The organism is Nocardia sp. NPDC056952, assembly GCF_042674185.1.
GTDB lineage: Bacteria > Actinomycetota > Actinomycetes > Mycobacteriales > Mycobacteriaceae > Nocardia.
In genome coordinates, this window is the sequence record NZ_JBHURA010000006.1 from 340,141 (window position 1) to 355,733 (window position 15,593).

Sequence of the window (15,593 nt, forward strand, 5' to 3'; positions counted from 1 at the left end):
TAGCTCCTGAGAGCAACTCGAGGGTGGGAACGCATGGCGTTCCCACCCTCGAGGTTTTCCGGGGGACTAATCGCCCCGACATCCCGGTTGCGCACAGGTGTGACCAGGATTCTGCTGATCTCCGGCAGCACCAGAGCCGGATCTACCAATACCGCCGCCCTCCGCACCGTGGCCGGGCTCGCGCTCGACGGAATGCGCGCCGACCTCTACACCGGCCTGCGTGAGCTGCCCGCTTTCGTTCCCGGCGACGATCCGGACGACTATCCCGCGGTGGTCGACCTACGCGCCGAGCTCGCCAGCGCGGACGCGGTACTCATCTGCACCCCCGAATACGCGGGGATGCTTCCCGGCAGCTTGAAGAACCTGCTCGACTGGACCGTCGGTACGGCGGACCTGCACGAGAAGCCCACGGCCTGGTTGTCGGTGGCTCAACCGGGCCGCGGCGAGGGTGCGCTGGACACGCTGTCCACGGTGCTCGGTTATGTCGGCGCCGATGTCGTCGAGCGGGCGTGTCTGCGGGTGCCGGTACTCGGCGCCGAGGTCGACGAGAACGGTCTGGTCGCGGATCGGGAGTTTCCGCTGAACGCGTCGATCGCACTGGTCGAGCTGGCTGCTCATCTCCGTCGAATCGGAGTGTGACGTGCGCGCACCGGGCCGCGACGGCCCGGTGCGCGTCAAGTCAGTTCTTCGTCTCGGTGTCCTCGGTCTCGCGCCAGCCGAGCAGTACGGACTCTCCGTCATGCGGCCGCCAGGGCAGGAAGATCGCGACGATCACCGCGCAGACGAGCACCGCGACGGTGGCGACCAGGGACGCGGCGTGGGCGCCCTGGAGCGTCGCGGCCTTCATGGCGACGATCAGGTTCTCGCGTTGGGTCTCGAAGAACGGCGCGAGCTCACGTTTGCGCAGTTCCAGTACGCTCAGCGGACTGGCCTTGACCAGGCTCTTCTCGTTGTCGTTCATGATGCCCATCGGGATGGCGTCGATGCGTGCGCCGATCCGGCTGGTGTAGTACGAGGCCACGATCGAGCCGAGCACCGCGACACCGAGCGTGCCGCCGATCTCGCGCGTCGTGTCGTTGACCGCCGAACCCGCCCCCGCCTCGTTCAGCGGCAGTGAGGACATGATCGATTCGGTGGCCGGTCCCTGCACGATGCCGAGACCCAGCGCCATCAACACCATCGAGGGCAGGACGCCGATCAGATAGCTGCTGTCGACGGTGACCTGTCCGCCGAGGTAGAGGCCCGCGCCGATGAGTAGCAGGCCGATCACCAGCACCGCGGTGGTGCCGACCCGTTGTGCCAGCAGCGTCGCGACCGGTGCGCCGATGGCGACCGAGAAGGCGAACGGCAATGAGGCGATGCCGAATTCGAGCGGCGTGTATTCGCGCACGCCCTGGAAATACTGGGTGATCAGGAAAAGGAAACCGAACATCGAGAAGTAGCCGATGGCAATTGCCAGCGCGGGTAACGAGAATCGGCGGTTGCGGAACAACCGCATGTCGAGAATCGGTGCGGCAGTGCGCAATTCCCAGGTGACGAAGGCGGCGAGCAGGACGGTGCCGAGCGCCGCGGTGCACAGTGTGGTGAGCGAGAGCCAGCCATTGTGCGGCGCTTCGATGATCGACCACACCAGCAACGTGATCCCGGCGATCGAGAGCGCGATACCGACGAGATCGAGCTTGCCGATGTGGTCGGCGCGGGATTCGGGCACCCAGATCAGCGTCGCGACCAGCGCGACCAGCGCCACCGGCACGTTGATCCAGAACACCGAATGCCAGCTGAAATGTTCGAGCAGCCAGCCGCCGGAGATCGGGCCGATGGCGATCGCGAACCCGGCCATCGCGGTCCACGCGGCGATGGCCAGCGCGCGTTCGCGCCGGTCGGTGAAGATATTGATGATGAGGGCGAGGGTGGCGGGGAAGACCGCGGCGGCGAAGATGCCCATCGCGGCTCTGGCGACGATGACCTGCGTCATCGTTTCGGCGAGTGCGCCGCCGACCGACATCACCGCGATGCCGACGAGGCCGACGGTCATGATCCGGCGGCGGCCGTAGCGGTCGCCGAGGTTGCCCGCCGCCAGCAGCAGGCCGGCGAAGGTGAGGGTGTAGGCGTCGACGACCCACTGCAGGCCGGAGACTCCGGTCCGTAGTTGGACGCCGATCGAGGGGAGGGCGACATTGACGATGGTGTTGTCGAGCACCACCAGCAATTCGGCCAGACAGATGACGGCGAGCGCGAGAAACCGCTGCGAACGCCGGTCCAGCAGCACTGATGGAGCGACTATGGAGGTTGCCATAGCATTGGAGTGAATCAGATTACTGTCACTCTGCGTAACACCTTCTCGGTAGGATCACTGCCACATTGCGTTGCGGAAGTGGTCTGCATCACAGTCAATCCGGCCGAATCGGACCGGGGGACACCCGTTTTGGCAGATGGGGGAGGTGGCGGGTACAGTGGTCAACGGTCATGCGGGATGTGCATACATCCGGTGAAGACCACACCCATTCGTTCTACCGAAGACCGTTGGTCGTTGATGCCGAATTTCACGGTGTCGATCGAAGGTCCGGCGACATTGCCGGCGACCCACGCAGGGAGAGCTGAGGCCGAAGATATTTTGCGCCCCGGTACGCCTTGCGTCCGGGGCGTTCGTTTTGTCGCCGGCCCCTGATTCGGTAGTGCACCAACGAAACCGACATCAGAGAGGAGGCGAAGTATGGCGAAACCTGAAAAGGTCACCGCTGTCGCGGAGATCGCGGAGCAGTTCAAGAACTCCACGGCCACTGTTGTCACGGAATACCGTGGCCTGTCGGTCGGCAAGCTCACCGAGCTGCGTCGTGCGCTCGGCGCCGACGCCACGTACTCCGTCGCCAAGAACACCCTGGTCAAGATCGCTGCCGGCGAAGCCGGTGTGGCGGGTCTCGACGAGCTGTTCGTCGGCCCGACCGCTATCACCTTCATCCAGGGTGAGCCGGTCGATGCCGCCAAGGCGCTCAAGCAGTTCGCCAAGGACAACAAGTCCCTGGTCATCAAGGGCGGATACATGGACGGCCGCGCGCTGTCCGTGTCCGAGGTCGAGCGTATCGCTGACCTCGATTCGCGTGAGGTGCTGCTGGCCAAGCTGGCCGGTGCGTTCAAGGCCAAGCCTTCGCAGGCTGCCGCCCTGTTCGCCGCTCCCGCTTCGCAGGTCGCCCGGCTCGCCCAGGCGCTGCTCGAGAAGCGCACGAGTGCCGAAGGCGCTCCTGCTGCCGAAGAAGCACCCGCGGCTGACGCCGAATAAGACATCTATTACCCGCCTCGGGGTGCGTATGCGCTGCGAGGTACACCACGAAAGGAACCACCATGGCAAAGCTGAGCACCGAAGAACTGATCGGCGCCTTCAAGGAGCTGACCCTGCTCGAGCTCGCTGAGTTCGTCAAGGTCTTCGAAGAGACCTTCGACGTCACCGCCGCCGCCCCCGTCGCGGTCGCCGCCGCCGGTGGCGCTGCTGCGCCGGCCGACGCCGCCGAAGAGCAGGACGAGTTCGACGTCATCCTCGAGGGTGCCGGCGACAAGAAGATCCAGGTCATCAAGGTGGTCCGTGAGATCGTCTCGGGCCTGGGCCTGAAGGAAGCCAAGGACCTGGTCGAGGGCGCCCCGAAGCCGATCCTGGAGAAGGTCGCCAAGGATGCCGCCGAGGCCGCCAAGGCGAAGCTCGAAGAGGCCGGCGCCAAGGTTTCCGTCAAGTAATTCGGAACCAGTGCTGTTGTGAACGGGCGGTCCTTTCCGGGCCGCCCGTTTGCTATTTGTCCGGACATGCGAAAGTGATCCGGGTCGTAGTAGCCGCGCCAGGTTACTCTTCAGTCATGTAGGGGTGTGCCCCGTCTCACTGATGGGTTACAGTGACCGGACCCACAGAGTCGTAGCGCACCGCCGTGATGTGAGCGCGCGGGAACGCGGGTGGGGTGCTCGCAGGGATCAATGGAGGTAGCAGTGGGCGTCGAGGTCAGGACCGAGGGTGTAACAAAATCCTTCGGTTCACAGCGAATTTGGCAGGACGTGTCGATCACGCTCCCTTCGGGTGAGGTCAGTGCATTGCTCGGCCCATCGGGTACGGGTAAGTCGGTGTTCCTGAAGTCGCTCATCGGTCTGCTGCGGCCCGAGCGCGGGTCGATCTTCATCGATGGCACCGACATCATGACCTGCTCCAACAAGGAGCTCTACGAGATCCGCAAACTGTTCGGCGTCCTTTTCCAGGACGGCGCGCTGTTCGGCTCGATGAATTTGTACGACAACATCGCGTTCCCGCTTCGTGAGCACACGAAGAAGTCGGAATCCGAGATCCGCCGCGTGGTCATGGAGAAGCTCGAGCTGACCGGTCTGCTCGGCGCCGAGGGCAAGCTGCCCGGCGAGATCTCCGGTGGTATGCGCAAGCGCGCCGGTCTGGCCCGCGCGCTGGTCCTCGACCCGCAGATCATCCTCGTCGACGAGCCCGACTCGGGCCTCGACCCGGTGCGTACCTCGTACCTGGCGCAGCTGCTGCTCAACATCAACGCGCAGATCGACGCCACGATCCTGATCGTGACGCACAACATCAACCTGGCCCGTACCGTGCCGGACAACATCGGCATGCTCTTCCGCCGCAACCTGGTGATGTTCGGCCCCCGTGAGGTGCTGCTCACCAGCGAGGAGCCGGTGGTCAAGCAGTTCCTCAACGGCCGCATGATCGGCCCGATCGGTATGTCGGAGGAGAAGGACGAGGCGCAGATGGCGCGCGAGCAGGCGCTCGTCGACGCCGGTCACCACCACGGTGGCGCCGAGGAGATCGACGGCATCATCCCGCAGATGAAGGCCGAGCCCGGCATGCCCGCCCGCCAGGCCGTGTTCCGTCGCCAGGCGCGCGTGCGCGAGATCATCCACACCCTGCCGCACGCGGCGCAGGTGGCGATCCGCGAGTCGCTGGATTCCTCCGATGACACTCAGGTGATGGCTGCCTACGGCGGCAACGATCAGCCCACCGAAACGTTCAAGACGGTTCCGCACGGCCAGATCAACGGCTGAGCGACTTTTACGCCTCGGATGAGCCCCGGCCTACGGCCGGGGCTCTTCTGTGTGACAGGGCGGAAAACAACTGCTGACCGGCCGTCGCCGGGGTGGCGCGCACGGCGTGTCGCGAGTAAAATGACCGCGGCGCGGGGTGGGGGATCCTCAGCGCGCCAGGCGATCTCGCATCGCGAACAGACCTTCGCGCGCCACTTGACGAGGGGCCCGCAAACCGTCACCCTATTCACAGCAGCGTGAGCTGTTGAGGGGCATCAACGCCAGCGAGAATTCGGCCCAGCACCAGCTGACAGGGGTCGGCGCCAGTTGAATAGAGAGCTCAGCGCCAAGCGAGCAGTCGGCTCGGGGGAGTCGGCGGCAGGGCGCGCAGCGGTGAAGGAACCCGACGCGGCCAGCGTCCAGGGCTTCGGCGCGTTATCCCGTGCGTGCGGTCACACGGATGGTATGTTGACACTCCCTTGTCTAGGGGTGTAAGTTTGGACGTTGCGCTGGCTGCCTCCTGTCCACACCTTGATTCGCACTCGAAAGTTCCACCCTTCCGGTGTTACTTCCGCTGCTGCTTGTTCTGGTTTCGTTCGGGCTGTAACCAGCGGAATTCGTAGCAGACAAGCGACGGTCGCGGACCACCACGCGACGCGCGTGAGGTGCTGGAAGGACGCATCTTGGCAGTCTCCACCCAGACCAAGGCTGGTATCCCCGGAGCCCCTTTGAGGGTTTCGTTCGCGAAGATCCGAGAGCCCTTGGAGGTGCCCGGACTTCTCGACCTACAAACGGACTCGTTCGCCTGGTTGGTCGGTACTCCCGACTGGCGTGAGAAGGCGGCCGCTCGCGGCGACGTCGGTCTCGCAGGCGGCCTCGAGGAGGTGCTCGAAGAGCTCTCACCGATCGAGGACTTCTCCGGATCCATGTCCCTGTCGTTCTCTGATCCGCGCTTCGAAGAGGTCAAGGCCTCCATCGATGAGTGCAAAGAGAAGGACATGACCTACGCGGCGCCGTTGTTCGTCACCGCGGAGTTCATCAACAACAACACCGGCGAGATCAAGAGCCAGACGGTGTTCATGGGCGATTTCCCCATGATGACCGACAAGGGCACCTTCATCATCAACGGCACCGAGCGTGTCGTCGTCTCGCAGCTGGTCCGTTCCCCGGGCGTCTACTTCGATCACAACATCGACAAGACCACCGAGAAGGACCTGCACAGCGTGCGCGTGATCCCGTCGCGCGGCGCGTGGCTGGAGTTCGACGTCGACAAGCGCGACACCGTCGGTGTCCGTATCGACCGCAAGCGTCGTCAGCCGGTCACCGTGCTGCTCAAGGCGCTGGGTTGGACGACCGAGGAGATCGTCGAGCGTTTCGGCTTCTCCGAGATCATGATGTCCACCCTGGAGAAGGACAGCACGCCCGGCCAGGACGAGGCGCTGCTCGACATCTACCGCAAGCTGCGTCCGGGCGAGCCGCCGACCAAGGAGTCCGCGCAGACTCTGCTGGAGAACCTGTTCTTCAAGGAGAAGCGCTACGACCTGGCCCGCGTCGGCCGCTACAAGATCAACAAGAAGCTCGGCATCCACGTGCACGAGCCGGTGACCTCCTCGGTTCTCACCAAGGAAGACATCGTCGACACCATCGAGTACCTGGTGCGCCTGCACGCCGGTGACCGCACGATGACCGCCCCCGGCGGTGAAGAGGTCCCCGTCGAGATCGACGACATCGACCACTTCGGTAACCGTCGTCTGCGCACCGTCGGTGAGCTCATCCAGAACCAGATCCGTGTCGGTCTGTCTCGTATGGAGCGCGTGGTTCGTGAGCGGATGACGACTCAGGACGTCGAGGCGATCACGCCGCAGACCCTGATCAACATCCGCCCGGTGGTCGCCGCGATCAAGGAGTTCTTCGGAACCTCCCAGCTGTCGCAGTTCATGGACCAGAACAACCCGCTGTCGGGTCTGACCCACAAGCGCCGCCTGTCGGCGCTGGGCCCCGGTGGTCTGTCCCGTGAGCGCGCCGGTCTGGAAGTTCGTGACGTCCACCCGTCGCACTACGGCCGCATGTGCCCGATCGAGACCCCGGAAGGCCCGAACATCGGCCTGATCGGTTCGCTGTCGGTGTACGCGCGGGTCAACCCGTTCGGCTTCATCGAGACGCCGTACCAGAAGGTTGTCGACGGCAAGGTCACCGACGAGGTCAAGTACCTGACCGCCGACGAGGAAGACCGCTACGTTCGCGCGCAGGCCAACTCCCCGGTCGACGCCGAAGGTCGCTTCCTCGAGGAGAAGGTCCTCGTCCGCCGTGCGGGCGAAGAGGTCGAGTTCGTGACGCCGGCGCAGGTCGACTTCATGGACATCTCGCCGCGCCAGATGGTGTCGGTCGCGACGGCCATGATCCCGTTCCTCGAGCACGACGATGCCAACCGTGCCCTCATGGGCGCGAACATGCAGCGTCAGGCCGTGCCGCTGATCCGTTCCGAGTCCCCGATCGTGGGTACCGGCATGGAGCTGCGCGCAGCCGTCGACGCCGGTGACGTCGTCGTGAACGAGAAGCCCGGTGTCGTCGAAGAGGTCTCGGCCGATTACGTCACCGTGATGGCCGACGACGGCAGCCGCAAGTCCTACCGGATGCGCAAGTTCAACCGGTCGAACCAGGGCACCTGCTCGAATCAGCGTCCGATCGTGGACGAGGGCGATCGGGTGGAGAAGGGGCAGGTCCTCGCGGACGGCCCCTGCACCGAGAACGGTGAGATGGCGCTGGGCAAGAACTTGCTCGTCGCGATCATGCCGTGGGAAGGCCACAACTACGAGGACGCGATCATCCTGTCGCAGCGCCTCGTGGAAGAGGACGTTCTCACCTCGATCCACATCGAAGAGCACGAGATCGATGCCCGCGACACCAAGCTCGGTGCCGAGGAGATCACCCGGGACATCCCGAACGTCTCCGACGAGGTCCTCGCCGACCTCGACGAGCGCGGCATCATCCGCATCGGTGCCGAGGTCCGCGACGGCGACATCCTGGTCGGCAAGGTCACGCCCAAGGGCGAGACCGAGCTCACCCCGGAAGAGCGTCTGCTGCGTGCCATCTTCGGTGAGAAGGCTCGCGAAGTGCGCGACACCTCGCTCAAGGTGCCCCACGGTGAGTCCGGCAAGGTCATCGGCATTCGCGTGTTCTCGCGCGAAGACGACGACGATCTGCCTCCCGGTGTGAACGAGCTGGTCCGCGTCTACGTGGCCCAGAAGCGCAAGATCCAGGACGGCGACAAGCTCGCCGGTCGCCACGGCAACAAGGGCGTCATCGGCAAGATCCTCCCCATCGAGGACATGCCGTTCATGCCCGACGGCACGCCGGTCGACATCATCCTGAACACCCACGGTGTGCCCCGTCGTATGAACATCGGCCAGATCCTGGAAACCCATCTCGGGTGGATCGGTAAGGCCGGCTGGAATATCGACGTGGCCGCGGACGGCACCCGCCCCGAGTGGGCGGCGACGCTGCCCGAGGAGATGCTGGCCGCGCCGGCCGACTCGAACATCGCCACGCCCGTCTTCGACGGCGCCAAGGATGACGAGCTGACCGGTCTGCTCGGGTCGACCCTGCCCAACCGTGACGGTGAGCGGATGGTCAACGCCGACGGCAAGTCGACGCTGTTCGACGGTCGTTCGGGTGAGCCGTTCCCGTACCCGGTCGCGGTCGGTTACATGTACATCCTGAAGCTGCACCACCTGGTCGACGACAAGATCCACGCCCGTTCGACCGGTCCGTACTCGATGATCACGCAGCAGCCGCTGGGTGGTAAGGCGCAGTTCGGTGGTCAGCGATTCGGTGAGATGGAGTGCTGGGCCATGCAGGCCTACGGTGCGGCGTACACGCTGCAGGAACTCCTGACCATCAAGTCCGACGACGTGGTCGGCCGCGTGAAGGTCTACGAGGCCATCGTCAAGGGCGAGAACATTCCGGAGCCGGGCATTCCGGAGTCGTTCAAGGTGCTCCTCAAGGAACTCCAGTCGCTGTGCCTCAACGTCGAGGTGCTGTCTTCGGACGGCGCCGCGATCGAGATGGGCGGCGGCGAAGACGAGGATCTGGAGCGCGCGGCCGCGAACCTGGGCATCAACCTGTCCAGGAACGAAGCCGCCACCATCGACGATCTGGCGAACTAGGTGGTAAGCGGTGCGGTCGCTGTGGAAGCGACCGCACCGCGCACCGCGCTCGACAACTAGTGAACTTTTGCTCGAATTCGACCCGAATAGGGGAAAGGAAGTTACGTGCTAGACGTCAACTTCTTCGATGAACTCCGGATCGGCCTTGCCTCCGCCGATGACATCCGCCAGTGGTCTTTCGGCGAGGTGAAGAAGCCGGAGACCATCAACTACCGCACGCTCAAGCCGGAGAAGGACGGGCTCTTCTGCGAGAAGATCTTCGGTCCCACCCGGGACTGGGAGTGCTACTGCGGCAAGTACAAGCGTGTCCGCTTCAAGGGCATCATCTGTGAGCGCTGTGGCGTCGAGGTGACTCGCGCCAAGGTGCGTCGCGAGCGGATGGGCCACATCGAGCTGGCCGCTCCGGTTACTCACATCTGGTACTTCAAGGGCGTCCCGTCGCGCTTGGGTTACCTGCTCGACCTGGCGCCGAAGGATCTCGAGAAGATCATCTACTTCGCCGCCTACGTCATCGTCGGTGTCGACGAGGAGCTGCGTCACAACGAGCTCTCCACGCTCGAAGCCGAGATGGAGGTCGAGAAGAAGGCTGTCGCCGATCAGCGCGACGCCGACCTCGAAGCCCGCGCGCAGAAGCTCGAAGCCGATCTGGCCGAGCTGGAAGCCGAGGGCGCCAAGTCCGACGTGCGTCGCAAGGTCAAGGACGGCGGCGAGCGCGAAATGCGTCAGCTGCGCGACCGCTCGCAGCGTGAGCTGGACCGCCTCGACGAGATCTGGACGACCTTCACCAAGCTGTCGGTCAAGCAGCTCATCGTCGACGAGGTGCTCTACCGCGAGCTCGTCGACCGCTACGGCGAGTACTTCACCGGCGCCATGGGTGCGGAGTCCATCCAGAAGCTGATGGAGAACTTCGACATCAACGCCGAGGCCGAGAGCCTGCGCGAGACCATTCGCTCCGGCAAGGGGCAGAAGAAGCTGCGCGCGCTCAAGCGTCTGAAGGTCGTCGCGGCCTTCCAGACCAACGGCAACTCGCCCATGGGCATGGTGCTCGACGCTGTCCCGGTGATCCCGCCGGAGCTGCGTCCGATGGTTCAGCTCGACGGTGGCCGTTTCGCCACCTCCGACCTGAACGACCTGTACCGCCGCGTGATCAACCGCAACAACCGTTTGAAGCGACTGATCGATCTGGGTGCGCCCGAGATCATCGTGAACAACGAGAAGCGGATGCTGCAGGAGTCGGTCGACGCACTGTTCGACAACGGCCGTCGTGGCCGTCCGGTCACCGGACCGGGTAACCGCCCGCTGAAGTCCCTGAGCGATCTGCTCAAGGGCAAGCAGGGTCGTTTCCGTCAGAACCTGCTCGGCAAGCGCGTCGACTACTCGGGCCGTTCGGTCATCGTGGTCGGTCCGCAGCTCAAGCTGCATCAGTGTGGTCTGCCGAAGCTGATGGCGCTCGAGCTGTTCAAGCCGTTCGTCATGAAGCGTCTGGTCGATCTGAACCACGCGCAGAACATCAAGTCCGCCAAGCGGATGGTCGAGCGTCAGCGCGCTCAGGTGTGGGATGTCCTCGAAGAGGTCATCGCCGAGCACCCTGTGCTGCTGAACCGCGCGCCCACCCTGCACCGCCTCGGCATCCAGGCCTTCGAGCCCCAGCTGGTCGAAGGCAAGGCCATTCAGCTGCACCCGCTCGTCTGTGAGGCGTTCAACGCCGACTTCGACGGTGACCAGATGGCCGTGCACCTTCCGCTGTCCGCGGAGGCGCAGGCCGAGGCACGCATCCTGATGCTGTCGTCGAACAACATCCTGTCCCCGGCGTCGGGTCGCCCGCTGGCGATGCCGCGTCTGGACATGGTGACGGGCCTGTTCTACCTGACCCGCCTCGACGAGAACGGTGTCGGCACCTACAAGGCCGCCGCCAAGGATGTGCCGGAGTACGGCGTGTACTCCTCGCCCGCCGAGGCACAGATGGCCGTCGATCGTGGCGAGCTGACCGTGCGGTCCACCATCAAGGTGCGACTGACCGAGCAGCGCCCGCCGCGGGACATCGAGAACGAGCTGTTCCCGGACGGCTGGAAGCGCGGCGAAGCGTGGCTGGCCGAGACCACCCTGGGTCGCGTGATCTTCAACGATCTGCTCCCGGCGGACTACGCGTTCATCAACGAGCCGATGCCGAAGAAGCGTCAGGCCACGATCATCAACGATCTGGCCGAGCGCTACCCGATGATCGTCGTCGCGCAGACCGTCGACAAGCTCAAGGACGCCGGCTTCTACTGGGCCACGCGTTCGGGTGTCACCGTCTCCATGTCGGACGTGCTCGTTCCGCCGGAGAAGCCCGAGATCATGGAACGCTACGAGTCGATGGCGGACCTGATCGAGAAGAAGTACCAGCGTGGCGCGCTCGATCACTCCGAGCGCAACAACGCCCTGGTCAAGATCTGGCAGGAAGCCACCGAGGAAGTGGGTGCCGCGCTGCGTACCCACTACCCGCCGGACAACCCGATCATCACGATCGTCGACTCCGGCGCCACGGGTAACTTCACCCAGACCCGTACCCTCGCGGGTATGAAGGGCCTGGTGACGAACCCGAAGGGTGAGTTCATCCCGCGCCCGATCAAGTCCTCGTTCCGTGAGGGCCTGACCGTGCTCGAGTACTTCATCAACACCCACGGTGCTCGTAAGGGTCTGGCCGACACGGCGCTTCGTACCGCCGACTCGGGTTACCTGACCCGCCGTCTGGTCGATGTGTCGCAGGACGTCATCGTCCGCGAAGAGGACTGTGGCACCGAACGCGGCATCCTGGTGCCGATCGCGGAGAAGCTGGCCGACGGCACGATCATCCGTGACGCGCACGTCGAGACCTCCACCTACGCCCGGACGCTCGCGTCCGACGCGGTGGATGCCAAGGGCAATGTCGTCGTGTCGAAGGGCGCCGACCTCGGCGACCCCGCGCTCGACGCGCTGCTCGCGGCCGGTATCACCGAGGTGAAGGTCCGCTCCGTGCTGACCTGCACCACCGGTACCGGCGTCTGTGCCACCTGCTACGGCCGTTCGATGGCCACCGGCAAGCTGGTCGATATCGGCGAGGCCGTCGGCATCGTCGCGGCCCAGTCCATCGGTGAGCCCGGTACCCAGCTGACCATGCGTACCTTCCACCAGGGTGGCGTCGCGGGCGACGACATCACCGGTGGTCTGCCGCGTGTTCAGGAGCTCTTCGAGGCCCGTGTCCCCAAGGGCAAGGCGCCGATCGCGGAGGTCTCGGGTCGGGTGCGTCTCGAGGACGACGACCGCTTCTACAAGATCACGATCATCCCTGATGACGGGTCGGAAGAAGTCGTCTACGACAAGCTCTCGAAGCGTCAGCGTCTGCGTGTCTTCAAGCACGACGACGGCTCCGAGCGTCTGCTGGCCGACGGTGACCACGTGGAGGTGGGTCAGCAGCTGCTCGAGGGCGCTGCCGATCCGCACGAGGTGCTGCGCGTGATGGGTCCCCGTCAGGTGCAGGTCCACCTGGTCCACGAGGTCCAGGAGGTCTACCGCTCGCAGGGTGTGTCGATCCACGACAAGCACATCGAGGTCATCGTTCGCCAGATGCTGCGTCGTGTGACGATCATCGATTCGGGTGCGACCGAGTTCCTGCCCGGTTCGCTCACCGAGCGCGCCGAGTTCGAGAACTCGAACCGTCGCGTGGTGGCCGAAGGCCGCGAGCCGGCTTCGGGCCGTCCCGTGCTGATGGGTATCACCAAGGCGTCGCTGGCCACCGATTCGTGGCTGTCGGCGGCTTCCTTCCAGGAGACCACCCGAGTGCTGACGGACGCGGCTATCAACTGCCGCTCCGACAAGCTGATCGGCCTGAAGGAGAACGTGATCATCGGTAAGCTCATCCCGGCCGGTACCGGTATCAACCGTTACCGCAATATCCAGGTGCAGCCGACCGAAGAAGCCCGTGCCGCGGCGTACGCGGTGCCGTCCTATGACGACACCTACTACTCCCCGGACAGCTTCGGCTCCTCCACCGGCGCAGCAGTGCCGCTGGACGACTACGGCTTCAGCGACTACCGCTAAGCAGTAACCCGAACGCCCCGTTCCTTCTTGGAGCGGGGCGTTCGTCGTGTCCGGGTCAGCGCACTCGCCGGTAGGGTTTACCCGCGATATGACAGCGCTCCTCGAAGCCGTGCGGTAACCAGGAACCGCTGATCAGTTGCGGGTGATGGGGGAATCTCGCCTGGCTGGCGACAAGGAACGCCGGCGCCGCCCATGGCGTCGCCAATTCGAGGTAATGCGATGTGGTCGCTTCGGTGAATCGGATTCGCAGCCGGTCGGGTTGGGTCAACTCGATGTGCTCCAATGCCGTGAGCGGGATCGGGGACGAGCGATATTGGTTGGCGAGGTGGATTCGACGATTCGTGAGGGTGATGCGGCCGCTCGGCTCCGGTATCCAGCGTGGCAGAGCCGCCTGTTCGCGAGCCGCTGCTGCCGCGGCGTTTGCCACGCGTGCGGCCTCGGCCGCCGCCTGAACCATCTGAACAGCCATACGTTCGCTTCGTTGTCTGGCGTTGAAGGCCGCGGCGTTGGCTGCCGTGCGGGCTCGCTGGATATCGCGGCGCGAGCTGCCGCGTGGTGGAACAAAAACTGGAGTTGACGGCGGGAGGGCCGCGACCACCGATGGGGCAATTGTCGGCGGCGGTGGCGGCGGCAGCTCAGGCCTACGAAACGCCGCCCACATGCCCTGGCCTTCACCGAAGCAGGTCTCCTGTTCCTCCATCACGATCGATGTCGGGTACGGCTCCAGCGCCGCGATGCCGCCCGCCCGCAACCGCGACAGCATCTCGCAGGCGTACAGCAGGTGGTCGTCGACCCAATTCCAGCCGACCTGCGCGGCCAACGCCCGTTCGACATCTGCCATCGGATCGTGCACCGTCACCGCCTGGATTGTTGCCGCATAGGGGGTCATTCAGACTAGCGGCCTCGCCCGCATCGTAGAACCGCTCGCGCGAGGTCAGCTACCCCGCTGGGCGAATACGGCTTCAGCGGTTGCCGCCAGCTCGTAGGTAGCCAACAGATTTCGGCCCCCGCTCTTTCGAGAGCGGGGGCCGTTTTCTGCGTACAGTCGCCTGCGTGAAGTCTCAGATAGTCGTGGTCGTGCTCGCGGTGATCGGTGTGCTGGCGTCCGCGTTCACCGCCTATCGAGTCGCCACCAGCGTGATGTCGGACCAGGTAGTAGTCAGCTGCCGCCCGGACCCTGGCAGGTCGTACTGCGTGTACCACCGAACAACGCCAGGGCTGCTGGCCACCGAGTACGTGATCCATGTCGGAATCGCGCCCAATCGCGGCTTGTTCTACGACATTCCGTACCCGGCAGGCGACGTCGCAGCCACCTGGAATCCGGACACCGCCCTCCTGACGATCACGATGCCGGGTACGGAGCTGAAGATCGCAGATGCGGAGTACCGCGACCGGTAGTGGTTGCCTTCTCGGCGAACTTCATTCCGCCACAGCGGATTCTGTGGGCTCGGGCTGCCGGCGTGACGGGGCGGTGCGGGCGTGGGTGGCGTAGAGGGTCAGGCCGACGAAGGTGAGTCCGCCTACGAGGTTGCCGAGGACGGTGGGGATTTCGTTCCAGACCAGGTAGTCGCCGAGGGAGAAGTCACCGCCCAGGAGCAGGCCGGAGGGGAACAGGAACATGTTGACGATGGAGTGTTCGAAGCCCATGTAGAAGAACAGCATGATGGGCATCCACATTGCGATCACCTTGCCCGACACCGAGGTCGACATCATGGCGGCGACCACGCCGGTGGAGACCATCCAGTTGCACAGCACGGCGCGGATGAACAGCGTGAGCATGCCCGCGGCTCCGTGTTCGGCGTAGCCGAGGGTTCTGGATTCGCCGATCTCGCCGAGCTTCTCGCCGACGGCGCTGGGGTCGACGGAGAAACCCATGGTGAGGATGATGGCCATCATCACCGCGACGGTGAACGCGCCCGCGAAATTGCCGACGAAGACCAGTCCCCAGTTGCGCAGCATCGAGCGGACGGTGACGCCGCGGCGTTTGTCGATCAGGGCCAGCGGAACCAGCGTGAAAACGCCGGTGAGCAAGTCGAATCCGAGCAGGTAGAGCATGCAGAACCCGACCGGGAAGAGCACGGCTCCGAGTAGTGGTTCGCCGGTGTTCACGGTGATGGTCACCGCGAACGCGGCGGCGAGGGCGAGGATCGCGCCCGCCATGTAAGCGCGGATCACGGTGTCGCGGGTGGACATGAAGGCTTTGGCCTCGCCCGCGTCGATCATCTTCTCGACGAAGTCCGCCGGTGTGAGATAGGACATGGAAAACCCTTCGTAGTGCTTCTAGCGCAGGAGTTTTCGCTGTCGAGGTTGCCTCGCGGTCACCGGACGTTGCTCCCACGTAAATAGTGGTAT

Annotated in this window: 10 protein-coding genes; 7 read left to right on the top strand and 3 right to left on the bottom strand. The window is 64.7% G+C overall.

Annotation, left to right across the window (positions count from 1 at the left end; translation table 11 throughout):
• Positions 1 to 99 precede the first annotated feature (99 nt).
• Entirely contained in the window at positions 100 to 639 is a 540-nt protein-coding gene (locus ACFTS5_RS22830) for an NADPH-dependent FMN reductase (RefSeq protein WP_378634260.1), read from the top strand.
• A gap of 40 nt (positions 640 to 679) precedes the next feature.
• On the opposite strand, the gene ACFTS5_RS22835 is transcribed toward ACFTS5_RS22830, so the two are convergent.
• Entirely contained in the window at positions 680 to 2,296 is a 1,617-nt protein-coding gene (locus tag ACFTS5_RS22835; protein WP_378634262.1) for an MFS transporter, read from the bottom strand.
• Positions 2,297 to 2,713: 417 nt separating this feature from the next.
• Between ACFTS5_RS22835 and rplJ the strand changes: the two genes are divergently transcribed.
• The 5 genes from rplJ to ACFTS5_RS22860 all read left to right on the top strand — a co-directional run bounded on the left by rplJ (position 2,714) and on the right by ACFTS5_RS22860 (position 13,241).
• Positions 2,714 to 3,277: a 50S ribosomal protein L10 gene (gene rplJ / locus ACFTS5_RS22840; protein WP_062988862.1), complete on the top strand. Its 564-nt coding sequence runs from the start codon at positions 2,714 to 2,716 to the stop codon at positions 3,275 to 3,277.
• 62 nt (positions 3,278 to 3,339) lie between these two features.
• Positions 3,340 to 3,726 (top strand): 50S ribosomal protein L7/L12, encoded by a 387-nt coding sequence (gene rplL / locus ACFTS5_RS22845; protein WP_056814330.1) that lies wholly within the window; start codon positions 3,340 to 3,342, stop codon positions 3,724 to 3,726.
• Between the two features lie 231 nt (positions 3,727 to 3,957).
• Positions 3,958 to 5,037 (top strand): ABC transporter ATP-binding protein, encoded by a 1,080-nt coding sequence (locus ACFTS5_RS22850; RefSeq protein WP_378634266.1) that lies wholly within the window; start codon positions 3,958 to 3,960, stop codon positions 5,035 to 5,037.
• Positions 5,038 to 5,681: 644 nt separating this feature from the next.
• Positions 5,682 to 9,182: a DNA-directed RNA polymerase subunit beta gene (locus tag ACFTS5_RS22855; RefSeq protein ID WP_358060948.1), complete on the top strand. Its 3,501-nt coding sequence runs from the start codon at positions 5,682 to 5,684 to the stop codon at positions 9,180 to 9,182.
• Positions 9,183 to 9,287: 105 nt separating this feature from the next.
• Positions 9,288 to 13,241: a DNA-directed RNA polymerase subunit beta' gene (locus tag ACFTS5_RS22860; protein ID WP_378634269.1), complete on the top strand. Its 3,954-nt coding sequence runs from the start codon at positions 9,288 to 9,290 to the stop codon at positions 13,239 to 13,241.
• A 55-nt stretch (positions 13,242 to 13,296) separates the two neighbouring features.
• On the opposite strand, the gene ACFTS5_RS22865 is transcribed toward ACFTS5_RS22860, so the two are convergent.
• Positions 13,297 to 14,061 carry a hypothetical protein gene (locus ACFTS5_RS22865; protein WP_378634272.1) on the bottom strand — a complete coding sequence of 255 codons (765 nt, stop codon included), beginning with the start codon at positions 14,059 to 14,061 and terminating at the stop codon, positions 13,297 to 13,299.
• A gap of 233 nt (positions 14,062 to 14,294) precedes the next feature.
• Between ACFTS5_RS22865 and ACFTS5_RS22870 the strand changes: the two genes are divergently transcribed.
• Entirely contained in the window at positions 14,295 to 14,639 is a 345-nt protein-coding gene (locus ACFTS5_RS22870; RefSeq protein WP_378634274.1) for a hypothetical protein, read from the top strand.
• Between the two features lie 21 nt (positions 14,640 to 14,660).
• Here ACFTS5_RS22870 and ACFTS5_RS22875 read toward each other — a convergent pair whose 3' ends face one another.
• Entirely contained in the window at positions 14,661 to 15,500 is an 840-nt protein-coding gene (locus ACFTS5_RS22875; RefSeq protein ID WP_378634276.1) for a formate/nitrite transporter family protein, read from the bottom strand.
• Positions 15,501 to 15,593: the final 93 nt, after the last annotated feature.

Coding starts and splice junctions, on each gene's coding strand:
- ACFTS5_RS22850 (WP_378634266.1), top strand. CDS start 3,958: ATGGAGGTAGCAGTGGGCGTCGAGGTCAGGACCGAGGGTGTAACAAAA.
- rplJ (WP_062988862.1), top strand. CDS start 2,714: ATGGCGAAACCTGAAAAGGTCACCGCTGTCGCGGAGATCGCGGAGCAG.
- rplL (WP_056814330.1), top strand. CDS start 3,340: ATGGCAAAGCTGAGCACCGAAGAACTGATCGGCGCCTTCAAGGAGCTG.
- ACFTS5_RS22835 (WP_378634262.1), bottom strand. CDS start 2,296: ATGGCAACCTCCATAGTCGCTCCATCAGTGCTGCTGGACCGGCGTTCG.
- ACFTS5_RS22875 (WP_378634276.1), bottom strand. CDS start 15,500: ATGTCCTATCTCACACCGGCGGACTTCGTCGAGAAGATGATCGACGCG.